This is a genomic window from Ramlibacter sp. (genome assembly GCF_013697775.1).
In the GTDB taxonomy this organism is placed as follows: Bacteria; Pseudomonadota; Gammaproteobacteria; order Burkholderiales; family Burkholderiaceae_C; genus Ramlibacter.
In genome coordinates this window covers 1-18,889 of sequence record NZ_JACCWG010000296.1, presented here as the reverse complement: position 1 = coordinate 18,889, position 18,889 = coordinate 1, and the positions used below count along the sequence as shown (strand labels likewise).

The following is an 18,889-nucleotide window of genomic DNA, read 5'->3' as shown; positions in this document are numbered from 1 at the left end:
CCGTCGAGCAGGTCGATACCAGCTTTCTGGAAACTCTGCTGGGCTACAACACGCGGCGCGCCTGGCTGGTGGTCAGCGACGTGTTCCAGCAGCGCATGGCGCCGTTCGCGCTGCGGCCGGTGGACCTGTCGGTGCTGTCGCTGGTGGGGCGCAACCCGGGCATCACCTCGCGCCAGCTGTGCGCCACGCTGGGCATCCTTCCGCCCAACCTGGTGGGCTTGGTGAGCGCGCTGGAAAAGCGCGGGCTGGTGGCGCGCCGCCCGCATCCGTACGACGGCCGCGCCGTCGGGCTGCACCTGACGGCCGAGGGCGCGGCGCTCACCGCCGAGGCGGAGGGCACGGCGTCGCGGCTGGAGGCCGACATCGCGAACCGGCTTGCGCCGAGCGAGCAGCGCACCTTGCTGCGGCTGCTGCAGAAGGTCTACCAGCGCGACAGCGGCTGAGCCGGGCTTTTCCCTGATGGCGCGGGCGCGCGCCGCTGGCACACTGCTCGCGCAGCCAGACAACGACAGGAGACACGCATGACCCCCACCCGCCGCCAGTTCGTCCAGGCCAGCGCCTCGCTCGCCGCGCTGGGCGCTTTTCCGCTGGGCGCGTCCGCCCAGGCTTTCGAGTCCGTGAAGGTCATCAACGGCTTTCCGGCCGGCGGCACGGCCGACGCCACCAGCCGCCGCGTTGCCGAGCGGATCGGCGGCACGGCGTACACCAAGAACGCCGGCGTGGTGGAGAACCGCACCGGCGCCGGCGGGCGCATCGCCTGCGAAGTGGTGAAGGCCGCCCCGCCCGATGGCGCCACCTTGCTGCTGACGCCGTTCTCCTGCACCGCCATCTATCCGCACATCTACACCAAGCTCAGCTACGACCCGTTCAAGGACCTGGCGCCGGTGTCGATCGCGGCGGTGATGACGCACGCGCTGTCGGTCGGCCCGATGGTGCCGGCCAGCGTGAAGACGGTGAAGGACTTCCTGGCCTGGGCCAAAGCCAATCCGGACAAGGCCACCTACGGCTCGCCCGCAGCCGGCTCCACGCCGCACTTCCTGGTGGCGCTGCTGAGCATCGGCAACAACGTGGACATGAAGCATGCGCCGTACCGCGGCTCGCTGCCCGCCATCGGCGACCTGATCGGCGGCACGCTGGCCGCCTGCTCCACGCCCACCGGCGACGCGCTGGCCAACCACCGTGCCGGCAAGATCCGCATCCTGGCGACCTCTGGCGCCAAGCGCACTCCTTTCACGCCCGAGGTGGCCACCTATGCCGAGCAGGGCTTTGCCGACCTCACGACCGAAGAATGGTTCGGCTTCTATGCCCCCGCCAAAACGCCTGCCAGCGTGATCGCGAATGCCAACGCGGCCATCAACCAGGCGCTGAGGGACAAGGTGGTGGTCGACTCGCTGGCGCTCATGGGCTTAATGGCGCAGGGCTCCACGCCGGCCGAGATGGACAGGAGCCAGAAGGACGAGTTCGCTCGCTGGGGTCCCCTGGTCAAGAAGATCGGCTTCACCGCCGAGTCCTGAACGGACCCGGCGCCGGCGGCGGGCCGGCAGCTGCGGAATTGCCGCGCTTGCGCGGCGATCTTGCTATTGTTTGCATAGCAGGAACTGCGTACACTGCGTCCCCCGCCTCCGCCGATTCCCACACTTTCCGCATGAGCCTCAAGGACAACGCAGCCACCAGCCAGTTGCTGGCGCTGCTGGAAGCGCGTTACGCGATGCGGGTTCTGTGGGCGCTGCGCGACGGCCACGCCCAGACCTTTCGCCTGCTGCAGGACAGCGTGGGCGGCATCACCCCCAACACCATGAACACGCGCCTGAAAGAGCTGCGCGAAGCCGGCTTCGTGCAGCACGGCAGCGACGGCTATGTGCTCACACCCTGGGGCGCCGACCTGCTCAAGCGCCTGGCCGAGCTGCAGGCCTTCGCCGCCAAGTGGACGGCCCACCAGGCCAAGAAGAAAGCGATACCCATCCCATGAACCTCTTTCTCGACACCACCCTGCCCGCCGACGCGGCGGACGCCCTGCTCATCGGCCGCGCCTGGATCGAAGGCGAGGGCCCGGTGCCCGTGCGCGTGGGCCCGGACGGCGTGCACGACCTGTCGCAGCTGGCCTCCACCTGCAGCGACCTGCTGGAGCTGGCCGACGCGGCCACCGCCGTGCGGCGGCATGGCGGCGCGCGGCTGGGCGACACGCAGGCCATCCTGCGCAACAGCGCATTCGATGCGCGCGATGCTGCGCTGCCCTGGCTGATGGCGCCCTGCGACCTGCAGGCCATCAAGGCCGCCGGCGTGACCTTCGTCGCGTCGATGCTCGAGCGCGTGATCGAGGAGCAGGCGCGCGGCGACGCGTCGAAATCCGAGGCCGTGCGCGCGGCCGTGGTGGCGGTCATCGGCGAGAACCTGGCGGCGGTGAAGCCGGGCTCGCCCGAAGCCATGCGCCTGAAGGAGGTTCTGCTCGCCCAGGGCGTGTGGTCGCAGTATCTGGAAGTGGGCATCGGTCCCGACGCGGAGATCTTCACCAAGTCGCAGCCAATGAGCGCGGTGGGCACTGGCAGCGAAGTCGGCATCCACCCGGGCAGTGCCTGGAACAACCCGGAGCCCGAGGTCGTGCTGGCGGTCGACAGCAAGGGCCAGGTGCGCGGCGCCGCGCTTGGCAACGACGTCAACCTGCGCGACTTCGAAGGGCGCAGCGCGCTGCTGCTGGGCAAGGCCAAGGACAACAACGCGAGCTGCGCCATCGGCCCGTTCATCCGCCTGTTCGACGACGTGTTCGGCATCGACGACGTGCGCCAGTGCGAGCTGGCCATGCAGGTCACCGGCACGGACGGCTTCACGATGCAGGGCGCCAGCAGCCTGGCGAAGATCAGCCGCGATCCGCTCGACCTGGTGTCGCAGGCCATCGGCGCGAACCACCAGTACCCCGACGGCTTCATGCTGTTCCTGGGCACGATGTTCGCGCCCACGCAGGACCGCTTCGGTCCCGGCCAGGGGTTCACGCACGCGGTCGGCGACGTGGTGACCGTCTCTACGCCGAGCCTCGGTACACTGGCAAATCGCGTCAACACCAGCGACCGCGTGGCGCCCTGGACCTATGGCACGCGCGCCCTGATGCGCGACCTGGCGCGCCGCGGACTGCTGCGCTGATGAGCCCTTCTCTTTTTCGAACAAAGGATTTCCGATGATCACCACCCCCTCCGGCCTGCAATACGAAGACGAACTGATCGGCAGCGGCCCCGAAGCCAAGTCCGGCCAGGATGTGCGCGTGCACTACACCGGCTGGCTGTACGAGAACGGCGTGCAAGGCGCCAAGTTCGATTCCAGCCGCGACCGCAATGATCCGTTCGAGTTCTCGCTCGGCGCGGGCATGGTGATCCGCGGGTGGGATGAAGGTGTGGCTGGCATGAAGGTTGGGGGCAAGCGCACGCTGGTCATTCCTGCTGCTCTGGGGTACGGGGCGCGTGGGGCTGGTGGTGCGATTCCTCCCAATGCCACTTTGAAGTTCGACGTCGAGTTGATCGAGACGCGCTGAGGTTTTTTTCAGGCGGCTACCTCGCGCACGCCGCATGCGGGCGGGCTGCGCCGCGCGGACATGGCGTCCCGCGCTTTGCGCGGGCAGACCTGCGGTGGATGGGAGCGGGGCTGCGCGGTAGAACTCACTGCGCGATTGCAAGCAATCGCTCCGTTCAGACAGCTACCGCGAGTCAGTTGACGAAGCGCGCTGAAGCGCGCCAGCCCCGCTCCCATCCACCGCAGGCGCCATGCCCAACTGCGCGACGCAGCCCGCCCGCATGCGGCGTGAGAGGCAATGGTGGCGGGCCTACGTTTGTGCGCGCCACACTGTTGGCTGCGGCAGGCGGGGCCCGGTGTGTGGCCGCAGTTGGGACGGCGGCTGCGAGGCTTGGACTGGGGCCGGGCGCGCTTCAGCGCGCTTCGTGAACTGACTCGCGGGGGCTGTCTGAGCGGAATGAAATGCAGCGAGTTCCCCCGCGCCGGCCCCAGTCCAAGCCTTGCAGCTTTACTCCGTGGCAAAGCCGCGGAGCGCCGTTCCGCGGCCCCACACCGGGCACCGCCTGCCGCGTGAGGACGTGCCTTTAAGCCTTGATATTCAACTTCGTCATCAACTGCTTGAAGTAAACATTGTCCCGCGCCATCGTCGCTCGGAACTGCACGTCGTCGGCGTACGAGATACCCATGTTCTGCTTCTCCATGGTCTCGCGCAGCACCGGCTCGTTCATGGCCTTGGCGGTCACGTCCTTCAGCAGCGCAATGATGTCCGGCGGCGTGCCCTTGGGCGCACCCAGGCCGCGCCAGGTGCCGATCGACAGGTCGATGCCGCGCTCCTTGAGCGTGGGCACCTTCTCGAAGCCCTTGACGCGCTGGTCGGCCATCACGGCCAGCGTTTTGAGCTTGCCGCCCTGCACGTGCACGGTGACTTCGGCCGGGCTCACCGCCACGGCCTCGATGTGTCCGCCCAGCAGCGCTAGCACCGCGGGCGCCGCCCCGTTGAACGGCACGTGGTTGAACTTCACGTTGGCCTTCTCCTCCAGCGCCGCGGCGGCCAAGTGCCAGATCGAGCCGTTGCCCGAATTGCCCATGCGGATCTCGCCGCTGGCCTTGCGGCTGGCGGCCAGGAATTCTTCCACCGTGTTCCAGGGCGCGTCGGCCTTCACCGTGATGGCGGCCGGGTCGGCGTTCAGGCGCGCGATGGGCACGAAGTCCTCGTGCGTGAACTTGGCCAGGCCCATGTGCGGAATGGTGGTGAGCTCCACCGTGAGGATCGCCAGCTTGTAGCCGTCGGGCTTGCTGTTGATCACCTCGTTCCAGCCGATGGCGCCGCTCGCGCCGGGCTTGTTCAGCACAGTGATGGTCTGCGGCAGGTGCTTGCGCGTGGCCTCGGCATAGGCGCGCGCCAGCACGTCGGTGCCACCGCCCGCGCCGTAGGGCACCACCAGCTCGATCGGGTGATTGGGATAGCCGCTGGCGGTCTGCGCCCAGGCGGCGGGCGCGAGGCCGGCGGCGGCCAGCGCCCCCAGGATGTTGCGGCGGGAGATCAGGGTCTTGGTGGTCGTCATGCGCGTGCTCTCGTCTTCAGTCTTCACTTGATGGCCTGGATGCGGTCGAACAGCTCGCGCGGCCACGGCGCGTCCGCGGCGGTCAGCGGGCCGCGCACGGCGGCGGCGAACGGCGCGCGGTCCACCTTGGCGACGATCTTGCCGCGCTTTTCGAACTCGGCCACCAGCCGGTTCTCGGCGTCCAGGATCTCCTGGCCGGCGCGGCCGGAAGCTTCCCACAGCACCGCATCGAAAATCTTCTTGTCGGCGTCGTTCAGCTTGGCCCAGGCCGGGCCGGCCACGATGGTCACCAGCGACTCGGTGATGTGGCCGGTGAGGGTGATGTACTTCTGCACTTCATAGAACTTCTTGGCGTCGATGGTCGGCAGCGGGTTCTCCTGCGCGTCCACCGTGCCGTTCTGCAGCGCCAGGTAGACCTCGGCAAAGGCGATCGGCGTCGGGTTGGCGCCGACCGCCTTGGGGAACATCACGAACAGCGGCGCGTCGGGCACGCGCAGCTTCAACCCCTTCATGTCGTCCGGCTTGGTGATCGGCTTGTTGGACGTCATGTGGCGCAGGCCGTAATACGTGTAGCCGGCGATGTGCTGGCCGCTGGTCTTCTGCGCGTAGGCGTTCACGATGTCCTTGAACACCGGGCCGCTGCGGAAGGCCTGCCAGTGCGCGTAGTCGCGGAACACGAACGGCGCTGAGGCGATCGACATCGGCGGATACGCGCGGCCGGCGAACGCCATGCCGGTGTAGATGATGTCCACCGTGCCCAGTTGCAGGCCCTGGTTGATCTCGGTTTCCTTGCCCAGCGTGGAGGCCGGGAACACCTCGATCTCGTAGCGCCCGCCGGTGCGCTTCTTGATTTCGTCGGCCGCCCACACTGCCTGCTTGTGGTACGGCTCGCCCGTCTCGTAGACGTGCGCCCACTTCAGCTTGGTCTGCGCCAGTGCAGCCGGCGCGGCCAGCGCGAACAGGCCAAGGGCGGCCCAGTGGGCCAGGGTTCTGCGATGCATGCTGCTGTCTCTCTCTTTGGTTGTGATCAGTCGTCGTACAACATACGGGCTGTGGTGGCGCGTGTCAATCAGGCTTGTCTGGAGGAAAGCAGCGTGCCGCTCGGTTGTACGATGACTGGAACAAGGAGCGCTTCATGCACGTCTCACGCCGCCGCCTGCTGTCCGCCGCATCGCTGCTGCCCGCCGCCGCCTGGGCGCAGGGTGGCGCCTGGCCCGCCAAACCGCTGCGCATCGTGGTGCCGTACCCGCCGGGCGGCTCTTCGGACATCATCGCGCGCTCCATCAGCCAGCCGCTGTCGGAGGCGCTCAGGCAGCCGGTGGTGGTGGAGAACCGCGCCGGCGCCAACGGCAACCTTGGGGCGGAGCTGGTCGCCAAGTCGGCGCCCGACGGCTACACCCTGCTGCTGTGCGACACCGGCGCACTGGCCATCAGTCCGTCGGTCTATCCGCGCCTGGCGTTCGACCCCAGCAAGGACCTGCGCGGCGCGACCATGCTCGCGTATTCGCCGCACCTGCTGGTGGTGCATCCCTCGGTGCCCGCCAACAACCTGAAGGAGCTGGTGGCGCTGTCCAAGCAGAAGCCGCTGAACTTCGCCGTCACCGCCACCGGCAGCGCGCCGCACCTGGCCGGCGTGGCGCTGGAGCGCGCAAGCGGCGCGCGCTGGCAGTACGTGCCCTACAAGGGCGGTGTGCAGGCGGTGATGGACACGGTGTCGGGCCAGACCGAGATTCTGATGAACGGCATGCTGGCCACGCTGCCGCACGTGCAGAGCGGCAAGCTGAAGGTGCTGGGCGTGTCCAAGCGCACCCGCATGCCGCTGATCGGCGACGTGCCCACCATCGCGGAGCAGGGCGTACCCGGCTTCGAATCGGGCACCTGGCAGGGCGTGCTGGTGGCGCACGGCACGCCGGAGGCCATCGTGCAGCGGCTCAACGCCGAGCTGATCCGCGCCATCCGCGCGCCGGACGTGCGCGCCAAGCTGGCCGGCCAGGGCGCCGAGGTGGTCACCATGGCGCCGCCCGAACAGGACCGCTTTTTCAACCAGGAACGCGCGCGCTGGGCCCAGGTGGTGGCGCAGGCGAACGTCAAGCTCGAGTAAGGCGCGGACCGTCAGGGTCCTGCGCTTGCGGAAGGCGCCGCGGCCGGCTGCTCGCGCAGGGTGAAGCAAAAGCGCGCGCCTTCGCCGGGCTGGGATTCGGCCCACACCTGGCCGCCGTGGCGCACCACGATCTTGCGCACCATCGCCAGCCCGATGCCGTTGCCGGCGAATTCGGTCGCCTTGTGCAGGCGCTGAAATGGCGTGAACAGCTGGGAGACGAAGGCGGGGTCGAAGCCGGCGCCGTTGTCGGTGACCTCGTAGCAGACCTGGCCGCCGGGGCGCGACGCGCCGCCGAAGGCGATGGTGGCGTCGGGTGTCCTGCCGGTGAACTTCCAGGCATTGCCCAGCAGGTTCTCCATCACGTTGGTCAGCAGCCGCCGGTCGCCCTGCGCGGGCGGCGTCGGCGCCACGTGCACCGCCACGCTGCGCTCGGGCTCGCTTTCGCGCAGCCGCTCGAGGATGGACGCGGCAATCTCCGACAGGTCCACGCCCTGGTGCTGCAGCTCGGTGCGCGCCAGGTCGGCCAGCGCCAGCAGTCCGTCGGTCAGCTCGCCCATCTGCTGCACGCCGGCGCGCACCCGCCGCAGGTAGTGCGCGCAGCGCGGGTCCAGCCGCTCGGCCAGCAGCCGTTCCAGCTGCGCGCTGAAGCCGTCGATGGACGCCAGCGGGCCGCGCAGGTCGTGCGCCAGCGAATAGGCGAAGTCGCGCAGATCCTCGTTGCTTTCCTCCAGCTCGGCGGTGCGGCGGCGGATGCGCTGCTCCAGCACGTTGTTGAGCAGCACGATTTCCTTTTCCGCGCGCTGCCGCTCGCTGAAGTCCTGCACCTGGTCGACGAAGTAGGCCGGACGGCCGTCGGCGCCCGGCGCCAGCACGCGCGTGAGGCCGATCCACACCGGCCGGCCACTGCGGTGGCGGCAGTGCAGCTCGCATTGCTCCGAGGCGGACCCCGCGGCCAGCGCCGCGCGGCATGCCGCTTCGCCCCGCAGGTCGGCGCCTTTCAGCAGGCCGGACCAGCCCAGGCGGCACAGCTCGTTCGGCGTGTAGCCGAGCATCTCGCCCAGCGCCGCGTTGGCCCGCACCATGCGCCCGTCGAGGTCGAGCAGGGCCATGCCGATGGGCGTGGTGTCGAAAGCGATTTCGAACGCAGGGGCCCAGGACGCCACGTCGTCGAGAACATCCAGTTGCTCTTTCATGCCTGAATATTGTGGAACCGCCACCACTGACCTGCATGCACTTGTCGATCACGTCCTACAAAGCCTAGGCAAATTCCCTAAGCAGGGTGCTCAACCGTGGCGGCATACTGAAGTTACTTTTTGCAACAAGGGATCGCAGTTGTCCTCCCTTCCGCGCACCCGGGCACACCGCCCCGCACCCCAGCCGGCCAATGCCGCACGCTTGTACGACGCGAGCGAGCAGCAGTTCACCAGCGCCTTCGAGAACGCCCCCATCGGCATGTCGCTGATCGCGCCCGACGGCCAGCGCCTCAGGGTAAACCGGGCCTTCTGCGCGATGCTGGGCTACACGCAGGAAGAGTTGCTGGAACGCACCGTTCACGACGTCACCCATCCCGACGACATCGCCGGCGACCTGCGCGAACGCGGCGCGCTGCTGGCGGGCGCCAAGGAACTCTACGAGCACGAGAAGCGCTACCTGCACAAGGACGGCCGCGTGCTGTGGGGCCGCGTCACCTGCTCGCTGGTGCGCGATTGCGACGGCCGGCCGATGCACTTCATCGCGCAGGTGCAGGACATCACCCAGCACAAGCATGACGAGCAGGCGCTGCGCGAAAGCGAGGAGCGCTTTCGCAGCCTCACCATGCTGTCGAGCGACTGGTATTGGGAGCAGGACGAGGCGCTGCGCTTCACCTCGTTCTCGGGCGCGGTGCAGCCGCGCTTTTGGCGCGACGGGCACGAAGAAGGGATCGGCAAGCGGCGTTGGGAGATTTCGGGATTGCGGCCGCTCGGCACCACATGGGACGAGCACCGCGCGGTGCTGGAGCGGCGGCTGCCGTTTCGCGACCTGCAGTACGTGCGCATGGTGGATGGCGAGGCGCGCTACGTGACGGTCAGCGGCGAGCCGGTGTTCGGCGCAGGCGGCCGCTTCACCGGCTACCGCGGCACCGGGCGCGACATCACCGCCAGCCACGCCGCCGCGGAGCGCCTGCGCCACGCCGAGGCGCTGCTGCACATGGCCGCGCAGATCGGCCGGCTGGGTGCTTGGGCCTGGGAGCTGGGCCAGCAGCAAGTGCTGTGGTCCACCGAGGTGTGCGCCATCCACGAGGTCAAGCCCGGCTTCTCGCCGATGCGGGGGCAGGCCGTCGGCTTCTTCGCGCCGGAAGACCAGCCGGCGGTGCTGGACGCGGTGCGCAACTGCGTGCTGCGCGGCACCGCGTTCGACATGGAGGCGCAGATCGTCACCGAGCGCGGCCGGCGCGTGTGGGTGCGGCTCATCGGCGAGCCGGAGTGGAATGCGCGTGGACGCGTGCGCCGCATCCAGGGCGCGTTCCAGGACATCTCGGAAAGCAAGCGCGTGACCGAACAGGCGCGCCTGATGGCCGAGCAGCTGTCCAACACGCTCGAAAGCATCACCGATGCCTTCGTTACCATCGACCGCGACTGGCGCTTCACCTATCTGAACGGCGATGCCGAACGGCTGCTGCGGCGTCCGCGCGAGGAGCTGCTGGGCAAGAACGTGTTCGAGGAGCTGCCCAACTTGGCCGGCAGCAGCGTGCAGCATCTTCTGGAATACGCGCTGGAGCACGACGTGGCCCAGCAATTCGAGGAAGAGTACCGGCCAGCCAACATCTGGGTGCAGGCCAAGGCCTATCCGTCGCGCCAGGGCCTGGCTATCTACGTGAAAGACATTACGAAGCGCGTGGCGGCCGAACGCGAGATCCTGCGGCTCAACGCCGAGCTGGAGGAGCGCGTGCGCCAGCGCACTGCGCAGCTCGAGATGGCCAACAAGGAACTGGAAGCATTCTCGTATTCCATCGCGCACGACCTGCGCGCACCGCTGAGCTCGATCGGCGGATTCAGCCAGATGCTGGAGGAGGGCGCGGGCCACGTGCTGCCGGAGCGCTGCGCGCATTACCTGCGCCGCATCCGCGCCGGCGTGCGCCAGATGGGCGAACTGACCGACGGGCTGCTGTCGCTGGCCGGCTTCTCGCGCGCCAGCCTGCTGAGCGAGACGGTCGACATGGCGGTGCTGGCGCGCGGCGTCGTGGCGATGCTGCGCGAAGCCGAGCCGCAGCGCGAGGTGCAGATCGTGATGGCGTCCACGCTGCCCGCGCGCGGCGACCCGCGCCTGCTGGCGCAGGTGATGGGCAACCTGGTGGGCAACGCGTGGAAGTTCACCGGGCGCAGCGAGCATGCGCGCATCGACATCGGCAGCACGACCATGGGCGATGGCCGCACCGCGTACTTCGTGCGCGACAACGGCGCGGGCTTCGACATGGGACGCGCCGAGCGCCTGTTCGAGGCGTTCCAGCGCATGCACAGCATGGCCGAATTCCAGGGCACCGGCATCGGCCTGGCGATCGTGCACAAGATCGTCACGCGCCATGGCGGACGCATCTGGGCCGAGTCGGCGCCGCGGCGCGGCGCGGTTTTCTACTTCACGCTCGGCGAGCCGCCGCACGCGTAACGCACGCACATTGTCCGGCCTGCACGCGCAGCTGTCCCGCAGTTTTACAAATGCTTTTCCGCGCGCGCAACACACGCAGCGGCGTGTGCGTGCGATGCTCTCGTGTGGTTTCCACTTAGAAACTTCGCCCTCTTGTTTTTATCTACCGTTCACCTACAGTGAAGTGCAACGAACACCTACACCGCATGCCGTTCGACGCGATTTGCGCTGGGGTACATTGGCTCAACGAGGCGCCTGTCCTCTCAGCGCGTCTCCTAACGAACCCGAAGGAGGTTTCATGGACGTAGTCCGCAATTTCCTGGCGCGATACGAGAAGACGCGCGAGGAGGAAATATCCCTGGAGGAGTATCTCGACCTGTGCAAGCGCGATCCCCTGGCCTATGCGTCCGCCTCCGAACGCATGCTCGCCGCCATCGGCGAACCGGCCATGGTCGACACGCGGCATGACCAGCGGCTGTCGCGCATCTTCGGCAACAAGATCCTCCGCGTCTATCCCGCGTTCAAGGATTTCTTTGGTCTTGAAGAGCCGATCGAGCAGGTCGTCTCGCACTTTCGCCATGCCGCGCAGGGACTGGAAGAAAGAAAGCAGATCCTGTACCTGCTGGGCCCCGTTGGCGGCGGCAAATCGTCGATCGCCGAACGCCTGAAGCAGCTGATGGAGATGGTGCCGTTCTATGCCATCAAGGGCTCGCCGGTGAACGAATCGCCGCTCGGCCTGTTCAGCAACGACGAGGACGGCCCGCTGCTCGAGCAGCAGTTCGGCATCGCGCGCCGCTACACGCAGAAGATCATGTCGCCGTGGGCGGTCAAGCGCCTGGAAGAGTTCGGCGGCGACATCCGCAAGTTCCGCGTGGTCAAACGCTACCCGTCCATCCTCAAGCAGGTCGGCATCGCCAAGACCGAACCGGGCGACGAGAACAACCAGGACATCTCCTCGCTGGTCGGCAAGGTGGACATCCGCAAGCTGGAGTCGTTCGCGCAGGACGACCCGGATGCCTACAGCTACTCCGGTGGCCTGTGCCTGGCCAACCAGGGCCTGCTCGAATTCGTCGAGATGTTCAAGGCGCCGATCAAGGTGCTGCACCCGCTGCTCACCGCCACCCAGGAAGGCAACTTCAAGGGCACGGAAGGCTTCGGCGCGATCCCGTTCGACGGCATCGTGATGGCCCACTCCAACGAGAGCGAGTGGAAGGCGTTCAAGAACAACAAGAACAACGAGGCGTTCCTCGACCGCATCTACGTGGTGAAGGTGCCTTACTGTCTGCGCGTCACCGAAGAGATCAAGATCTACGAGAAGCTGCTGCAGAACTCGTCGCTCAAGGAAGCGGTGTGCGCGCCCGGCACGCTGAAGATGATGGCGCAGTTTTCGGTGCTCACGCGCCTGAAGGAGCCGGAGAATTCCAGCCTCTTCAGCAAGATGCTGATCTACGATGGAGAGAACCTCAAGGACACCGACCCCAAGGCCAAGAGCTACCAGGAGTACCGCGACTACGCGGGCGTCGACGAGGGCATGAACGGGATCTCCACCCGCTTCGCCTTCAAGATCATCTCCAAGGTGTTCAACTTCGGCTCCGAGGAAGTCGCCGCCAATCCGGTGCACCTGATGTACGTGCTGGAGCAGCAGATCGAGCGCGAGCAGTTCCCGCCCGAGACCGAGCAGAAGTACCTTGCCTACATCAAGGAACACCTGGCGGCGCGCTATGCGGAGTTCATCGGCAAGGAAATCCAGACGGCTTACCTGGAGTCGTACTCCGAGTACGGCCAGAACATCTTCGACCGCTACGTCACGTACGCCGACTTCTGGATCCAGGACCAGGAGTTCCGCGACACCGACACCGGCGAGATCTTCGACCGCGGTTCGCTCAACGCCGAGCTCGAGAAGATCGAGAAGCCGGCCGGCCTGTCCAACCCCAAGGACTTCCGCAACGAAATCGTGAACTTCGTGCTGCGCGCGCGGGCCAACAACGCCGGCAAGAACCCGGCGTGGACCAGCTACGAGAAGCTGCGCACGGTGATCGAGAAGAAGATGTTCTCGAACACCGAGGAGCTGCTGCCCGTCATCAGCTTCAATGCCAAGGCCAGCGCCGATGAGCAGAAGAAGCACGAGGACTTCGTGGCGCGCATGGAGCAGAAGGGCTACACGCGCCGCCAGGTCCGCCTGCTGTGCGAGTGGTATCTGCGCGTTCGCAAGTCTTCCTGAAATCCTTGACCCACCCCGAAGCGCCTTCGGCGCCTCCCCTCAAGGGGCGCCACCCGCGGCCCGGCAAAGCCGGTTCCGCGGTGGCACGCGAGAAAGACCATGGGCAATCGAACTGAACGCTCGCAGCTCCACCAGGTGATCGACCGTCGCCTGTCGGGCAAGAACAAGTCGATCGGCAACCGCGAGCGGTTCCTGCGCCGCTACCGCGAGCAGATCAAGGACGCGGTGCGCAAGGCCGTGGGCGACCGCAGCATCCGTAACATCGAGGACGGCGCCGACATCACGCTGCCGCGGCGCGACGTGTCCGAACCGGTGTTCGGCCACGCGCCCGGCGGCAGCCGCGAAATGGTGCACCCGGGCAACCAGGAGTACCTGCGCGGCGACAAGATCCAGCGGCCGCAGGGCGGCGGGGGCGGCGGCGGCAACGGCAACGGCGCCTCGCAGGACGGGCAGGGCGAGGACGACTTCGTCTTTCGCATCTCGCGCGAAGAGTTCATGAACTACTTCTTCGACGACCTCGAGCTGCCGCGCCTGATCCGCACGCAACTGCTGGCCGATATTCCCGAGTGGAAGAGCCGGCGTGCCGGCTTCGTCTCCGAGGGCAACCCGACCAGCCTGCACGTGGTGCGCTCCATGCGCGTCGGCCTGGCGCGGCGCATCGCCATGGGCGGCGACCCGCGGCGCGCATTGCGGCTGGCCGAGCAGCGCCTGGCGCTGCTGGAGGCGAGCGGCACCGAGGCGGAAATCGACGAGGCGCGCAAGGAGGTCGAGGAGCTCAAGGCGCGCCTGAAGCGCGTGCCCTTCCTGGACCCATTCGACCTGCGCTTTCGCAACCGGGTGCGCGAGCCGACGCCCACCAGCAAGGCGGTGATGTTCTGCCTGATGGACGTGTCCGGTTCCATGGACGAGTCGCGCAAGGACCTGTCCAAGCGCTTCTTCATCCTGCTGTACCTGTTTCTCTCGCGCCACTACGAGAAGACCGAGGTGGTGTTCATCCGCCACCACACGCAGGCTGCGGAAGTCACGGAAGACGAGTTCTTCCACGCCACCGAAAGCGGCGGCACCGTGGTGTCCAGCGCGCTGACCTTGATGAACGAGATCATTCGCGCGCGCTACGTGGGCGACGGCTGGAACATCTACGGCGCGCAAGCATCCGACGGCGACAACTGGCAGCAGGATTCGTCCAAGTGCCGCGAACTGCTGGACAACAAGATCCTGCCGCTGGTGCGCTATTACGCCTACGTGCAGGTGGCCGACGAGGACCAGAACCTGTGGGAGGAATACACGCGGGTGCGCGACGCCAACCAGCACTTCGCGATGCAGAAGATCTGCACGCCCGCGCAGATTTTCCCGGTGTTCCGCGACCTGTTCAAGAAAGCGACCGCACCAGCATGATCGAAGAAGCCCCCATCACCGCGTCGGACCGCAAGCGCCTGCCCAGCCCGTCGGACTGGAATTTCGAGCTGATCGACACGTATTTCGACGCGATCCGCCGCACCGCCGAGAAATTCGGCCTGGACACCTACCCCACGCAGCTGGAGCTCATCTCGGCCGAGCAGATGCTGGATGCCTATGCGTCGGTCGGCATGCCGGTGAACTACCGCCACTGGTCGTACGGCAAGCACTTCATCCAGAGCGAGAAGAGCTACCGCCGCGGCCACATGGGCCTGGCCTACGAGATCGTCATCAACTCGGACCCGTGCATCGCCTACCTGATGGAGGAGAACACGATGCCGATGCAGGCGCTGGTGATCGCGCATGCCTGCTTCGGCCACAACTCCTTCTTCAAGGGCAACTACCTGTTCCGCATGTGGACGGACGCAAGCTCCATCGTCGACTACCTGGTCTACGCCAAGAGCTACATCGCCGAGTGCGAGGAGCGCCACGGCGTGGAAGCGGTGGAGCAGACTCTGGATGCCTGCCACGCGCTGATGAACTACGGCGTGGACCGCTACCGCCGGCCGCAGAAGATCTCGATGGTGGAAGAAGAGAACCGCCGCAAGGAGCGCGAGGCCTACCTGCAGCAGCAAGTCAACGACCTGTGGCGCACGCTGCCGGTCAAGGCCGGCAAGCAGGCCAAGAAGGAGCAGAAGCGCTTTCCCGAGGAGCCGCAGGAGAACATCCTGTACTTCATCGAGAAGAACGCGCCGCTGCTGGAGCCGTGGCAGCGCGAGGTGGTGCGCATCGTGCGCAAGGTGGCGCAGTACTTCTATCCGCAGCGCCAGACGCAGGTGATGAACGAGGGGTGGGCCACCTTCTGGCACTACACGCTGCTCAACGACATGTACGACCAGGGCATGCTGTCCGAGGGCTACATGATGGAGCTCCTGAGCTCGCACACCAATGTGGTGTTCCAGCCGCCCGTGACGCACCCGGGCTATAGCGGCATCAACCCGTATGCGCTGGGCTTCGCGATGTACACGGACATCCGCCGCATCTGCGAGAACCCCACCGCCGAGGACCGCGAGTGGTTCCCCGACATCGCGGGCTCCGACTGGCACAAGACGCTGGACTACGCCATGCGCAACTACAAGGACGAGAGCTTCATCGGCCAGTACCTCTCGCCCAAGCTGATGCGCGAGCTGCGGCTGTTCGCGGTGCTGGACGATTCCGGCAAGAAGGAGCTGGAAGTCGCCGCCATCCACGACGACCAGGGCTACCGGCGGCTGCGCGAATCGCTGGCGCGCCAGCACGATTTGAATTGGCGCGAGCCCAACATCCAGGTGTGGAACGTCAACGCCCGCGGCGACCGCTCATTGACCTTGCGCCACATCCGCCACAACGACCGACCGCTGGACAACAGCGCCGAAGAGGTGGTCAAGCACGTGGCGCGCCTGTGGGGCTTTCGGGTGCGGCTGGAAAGCGTGGACGCGCAGGAGCGCGTCATGCAGCACTGGGAAGTGACACCGGCGCCGCAACACATGTGAGTTCTCTTGAAAAGTCGCTTTGCGACTTTTTCCTTGTGATGGGATGCGCGGCGTGCAATTGCTGCGCGTTCTCGTTGGACTACCAGCCCCGCACCTCCGGGAACGCCCGCGCCGCCGCCTGCACGGCGTGGTTCCAGTAGTTGCGGAACGCGATTTCCGAGTAGATGTAGTCGCGCTTCTTCTCCACCTCGTCGGCGCGCGTGACCCGGTAGCGCTGGCGCGTGGACTGCGCCAGCAGCTGGAGCTTGCAGGCGCGCTCCAGCATCAGGGTCAGCACCGCGCACTGGCGCAGCGTCGGCGCCACCACCACCAGCCCGTGGTTGCACAGCAGCAGCGCGCTGTGGCCAGCCAGCGCCCGCGCCACCGCCGACGCCACCTCGTGCTCCAGGATGGTGTGGCTGGTTTCGTCGAAGCGGCCGATGCGGCCCTGGAAGAATGCGCCCTCGTGCGAGATCGGCTCCAGCGGCAGATCGGTGGCGCCGAACACGGTGGCATATTCGGCGTGCGAATGGACAATCGCGCCGACGTCGGGCCGCGCGCGGTAGATCGCCTGGTGCAGCGGCGTCTCCGGCGGCGCGTCGCGCGGCAGCCGCGCACCGGGGTCGATGGGGCACAGTAGCATGTCCTCGGGCCCCGCGTCGTCAAAACCGCGGAACGCGTTCTTGATATGGAATTCGCCCGCGCCGCGCGCGCGGGCCGACACCTGGCCCTGGTTGAAGTCGTCGTGGCCGTTGAGCGACAGCACGCGGCAACCCACCGCCATCTGGCGGCGCAGCAGCGACGGACCGGTGCCGGTGCCGGCACTGGTGCCGGCGTTCGTTCCGGCGCTGGCACGGGTGCCGGCACCGGAGCCGGTGGGTTCGGTCGAAGCGACAAGTTTCATGAGAGGCTTTTCATCAGTTGTTGTCCCGTCATCTCGGGGCTGTCCAATCCGTACAGGCCGGGGCCGAGCAGGCGCGCAGCCCTCTCCAGCGCCGACAGGGCGCCCTGCACCGGCGCATCGAGCGCGGTCACTCGGTGGTTGATCTCCAGCGTCTCGCCCTGCCAGGCCAGCACTACCTGATGGTCGGCCACCGGCGGTCCGGTGCGGACGGCGATGGTGCGGTCGGTGCCGCAGGCGGCGGCCAGCCGCAAGGCGGTGGCGCTGGGCGCGTCCTTCTTGGTCGCGGGATGGCGGTCCACCACCGTCACGTGCGACGCCGCATGGGGCTGCTCGCCGATCAGGCGCGCGATCATCATCATCAGCTGGTGGCCGCGCGACAGGTTGGCGGCGACCACGACGGGGATCTGTTGCGAGGCTGCGTGCACCAGCGGGTGCCCGGCCCAGCGCGCACCCGAGGTGGCCAGCACCAGCGGCACGCCGAAGGCGAGCGCCGCCTCCAACGTCTGCGGCACCGCCTCGGCGCCCGAGCAGTCCAGCATCACCGCCGGCACGGCAAAGGCGTCCAGGCCGGCGCGGTTGCGCCGCCAGCAGACCGTCCAGCCGCGCTGTTCAGCGGCGGCCAGCACCTGGCGGCCGAAGCGGCCGCTGTGCCCGGCGATGCCGATGGCCAGCGGCGCGGCCGCGGCGCCTATGGGTGCGCTCAGCATGGTGCAAGCTCCTCGGTGGTGCGCAGGATGGTGGGCAGCGCCGTCGGCGCGGGGCGCACCACCTCGCCGGCCATCACGGTGTAGGTGAGGCGTTCGCCCTGGAACGGGTCGCGGCCGTGGCCGCTCAGCATGTTGTCCAGCAGCAGGAAATCGCCGCGGCGCCAGTCGAAGCGGTAGGTCGCGGCGTCGAACGCCTGCCGGCAGGCGTCGAACATGTCTTCCGGGATCGGCTCGCCGTCGGCCCAGGCTGCGCTGAAGGCGCGCCGCTCCTCCGGCACGCCGCGCATCAGCCGCCGCAGGCGCGGGTCCAGCGCCGAGCGGCTGTAGAAGGTGGCGTAGTTGAACCACAGCGTCTCGCCGGTTTCCGGGTGCAGGGCGTGCGAGGCGCGGCGAAAGCGCGTGCGCAGCGCGTCGGGTCCCAGCCATTCGCAGCCGATGCCGCGCGCAGCGCAGTAGGCCGCGATGGCGGCGCGGTCGGTGGTGCCGAAGGCGTATTCGATCGACACGCCGAACTCGCCGCCGTAGTTGCGGGTATAGGCGATGCCGCGGGCGCGGAAGGCGGCTTGGATGGCCGGATCGAGCTCGCGCGTGACCTGCCGCATGTCGCACAGCGGGGTGGCGCCGCCGCCGGCCGCCGGCAGGCCGCAGGCGAACATCAGGCACAGCGGCCACTCCAGGCGGCTGGAGCATTCGTTGTGCACGAAGATGCTCTCGCCCGCCTTGTATTCGGTCGAGGTGTAGACGCGGCCGCCGAGCGCGGTGCGCGGCGTCGCGCGCTCGCCGTCGTAGGACAGCAGGTCCATGCCCCCGCAGATGGCGCGAGCGATCTCTTCCACTTCGGCAGGCGTGGCGAAGTCCAAGCCGCGGATCAGCACCGCGCCGTGGCGGCGGCGCAGCGCCTGCACTTCGGCGGCGAACCCGTCGGGGTCGTCGCGCAGGAACGACAGGTTGCGCGCGCGGTCGTCCAGCACGGCCAGCGGTACGGCGTTCGCGTGGGAGTTGGGGTTCATCGGATGGCCTTCCTTCGGATGGTTGTCGGGCGGGCCGGCACTAGAAGCGCCAGCCGAGGGTGGTGTAGAGGGAGCGGCGCGCCGGCACCTGCGCCAGCACGGCGCTGCCGGGGCCGCCGTTGATGCGCACGCCGGTTTCGACGTGCACGCGGTCGCCTTGCCAGGCGACGGACGCGGTGACCGAGCGCCCGGCGTCGGCCGGCGTGTAGAGCACGCTCAGGGCCGGCTCCCAGTCGCCGCGCTTCCAGCCGGCGCGGGCGAACAGGTTCATGCGGTGCAGGTTGGCCGCGGCGCTGAAGGCGGTGGCCTGCCAGGCCAGGTTGCCGGCGCGCGCGCGGGCCGGCGCGGCGCTGAAC

The 18,889-nt window shown here is 67.8% G+C and carries 17 protein-coding genes; 10 read left to right on the top strand and 7 right to left on the bottom strand.

All coding sequences use genetic code 11. The features are described from left to right. From H0U68_RS14920 to H0U68_RS14900, 5 genes are all read left to right on the top strand, one after another. A partial coding sequence (locus H0U68_RS14920) for a MarR family winged helix-turn-helix transcriptional regulator (RefSeq protein ID WP_296356923.1) occupies positions 1-443 on the top strand: 443 nt, incomplete at its 5' end. Positions 444-521: 78 nt separating this feature from the next. Beyond that, positions 522-1,514: a Bug family tripartite tricarboxylate transporter substrate binding protein gene (locus tag H0U68_RS14915; RefSeq protein ID WP_296356921.1), complete on the top strand. Its 993-nt coding sequence runs from the start codon at positions 522-524 to the stop codon at positions 1,512-1,514. Positions 1,515-1,645: 131 nt separating this feature from the next. Next, a complete protein-coding gene (locus H0U68_RS14910) occupies positions 1,646-1,969 on the top strand; it encodes a helix-turn-helix domain-containing protein (protein ID WP_296356919.1) in 324 nt (107 codons plus the stop codon). Beyond that, the gene (locus H0U68_RS14905; RefSeq protein WP_296356917.1) at positions 1,966-3,135 is read left to right on the top strand and encodes a fumarylacetoacetate hydrolase family protein; all 1,170 of its coding nucleotides are present in this window, start codon (positions 1,966-1,968) and stop codon (positions 3,133-3,135) included. Before H0U68_RS14910 ends, H0U68_RS14905 begins: the two co-directional genes overlap by 4 nt. A 34-nt stretch (positions 3,136-3,169) precedes the next feature. Continuing rightward, entirely contained in the window at positions 3,170-3,520 is a 351-nt protein-coding gene (locus H0U68_RS14900) for an FKBP-type peptidyl-prolyl cis-trans isomerase (protein WP_296356915.1), read from the top strand. A gap of 562 nt (positions 3,521-4,082) precedes the next feature. On the opposite strand, the gene H0U68_RS14895 is transcribed toward H0U68_RS14900, so the two are convergent. Further along, positions 4,083-5,063 (bottom strand): tripartite tricarboxylate transporter substrate binding protein, encoded by a 981-nt coding sequence (locus H0U68_RS14895; protein WP_296356913.1) that lies wholly within the window; start codon positions 5,061-5,063, stop codon positions 4,083-4,085. Between the two features lie 23 nt (positions 5,064-5,086). Next, on the bottom strand, positions 5,087-6,064 hold the full coding sequence (locus H0U68_RS14890; RefSeq protein ID WP_296356912.1) for a sialic acid TRAP transporter substrate-binding protein SiaP: 978 nt from the start codon (positions 6,062-6,064) through the stop codon (positions 5,087-5,089). 134 nt (positions 6,065-6,198) lie between these two features. Here H0U68_RS14890 and H0U68_RS14885 point away from each other — a divergent pair, with 134 nt between their 5' ends. Beyond that, positions 6,199-7,164 carry a tripartite tricarboxylate transporter substrate binding protein gene (locus H0U68_RS14885; RefSeq protein WP_296356911.1) on the top strand — a complete coding sequence of 322 codons (966 nt, stop codon included), beginning with the start codon at positions 6,199-6,201 and terminating at the stop codon, positions 7,162-7,164. A gap of 11 nt (positions 7,165-7,175) precedes the next feature. On the opposite strand, the gene H0U68_RS14880 is transcribed toward H0U68_RS14885, so the two are convergent. Next, on the bottom strand, positions 7,176-8,357 hold the full coding sequence (locus tag H0U68_RS14880; protein ID WP_296356909.1) for an ATP-binding protein: 1,182 nt from the start codon (positions 8,355-8,357) through the stop codon (positions 7,176-7,178). Positions 8,358-8,496: 139 nt separating this feature from the next. Between H0U68_RS14880 and H0U68_RS14875 the strand changes: the two genes are divergently transcribed. From H0U68_RS14875 to H0U68_RS14860, 4 genes are all read left to right on the top strand, one after another. Next, positions 8,497-10,806, top strand: a complete 2,310-nt coding sequence (locus H0U68_RS14875) for a PAS domain S-box protein (RefSeq protein ID WP_296356907.1) — start codon at positions 8,497-8,499, stop codon at positions 10,804-10,806. Positions 10,807-11,083: 277 nt separating this feature from the next. Further along, positions 11,084-13,006: a PrkA family serine protein kinase gene (locus H0U68_RS14870; protein ID WP_296356905.1), complete on the top strand. Its 1,923-nt coding sequence runs from the start codon at positions 11,084-11,086 to the stop codon at positions 13,004-13,006. 99 nt (positions 13,007-13,105) lie between these two features. Beyond that, positions 13,106-14,401: a YeaH/YhbH family protein gene (locus H0U68_RS14865; protein ID WP_296356903.1), complete on the top strand. Its 1,296-nt coding sequence runs from the start codon at positions 13,106-13,108 to the stop codon at positions 14,399-14,401. Continuing rightward, positions 14,398-15,933 carry a SpoVR family protein gene (locus H0U68_RS14860; RefSeq protein WP_296356901.1) on the top strand — a complete coding sequence of 512 codons (1,536 nt, stop codon included), beginning with the start codon at positions 14,398-14,400 and terminating at the stop codon, positions 15,931-15,933. The genes H0U68_RS14865 and H0U68_RS14860 overlap by 4 nt, the downstream gene beginning before the upstream one ends. A gap of 79 nt (positions 15,934-16,012) precedes the next feature. On the opposite strand, the gene H0U68_RS14855 is transcribed toward H0U68_RS14860, so the two are convergent. The 4 genes from H0U68_RS14855 to H0U68_RS14840 form a co-directional block, all read right to left on the bottom strand. Next, a complete protein-coding gene (locus tag H0U68_RS14855) occupies positions 16,013-16,816 on the bottom strand; it encodes a class II aldolase/adducin family protein (protein ID WP_296356899.1) in 804 nt (267 codons plus the stop codon). Continuing rightward, a complete protein-coding gene (locus H0U68_RS14850; RefSeq protein ID WP_296356898.1) occupies positions 16,813-17,523 on the bottom strand; it encodes a dihydrodipicolinate reductase C-terminal domain-containing protein in 711 nt (236 codons plus the stop codon). Before H0U68_RS14850 ends, H0U68_RS14855 begins: the two co-directional genes overlap by 4 nt. Then, positions 17,517-18,533, bottom strand: a complete 1,017-nt coding sequence (locus H0U68_RS14845; RefSeq protein ID WP_296356897.1) for a TauD/TfdA family dioxygenase — start codon at positions 18,531-18,533, stop codon at positions 17,517-17,519. Before H0U68_RS14845 ends, H0U68_RS14850 begins: the two co-directional genes overlap by 7 nt. 40 nt (positions 18,534-18,573) lie before the next feature. Then, the coding region (locus H0U68_RS14840) for a hypothetical protein (RefSeq protein WP_296356896.1) at positions 18,574-18,889 on the bottom strand (316 nt) is incomplete at its 5' end.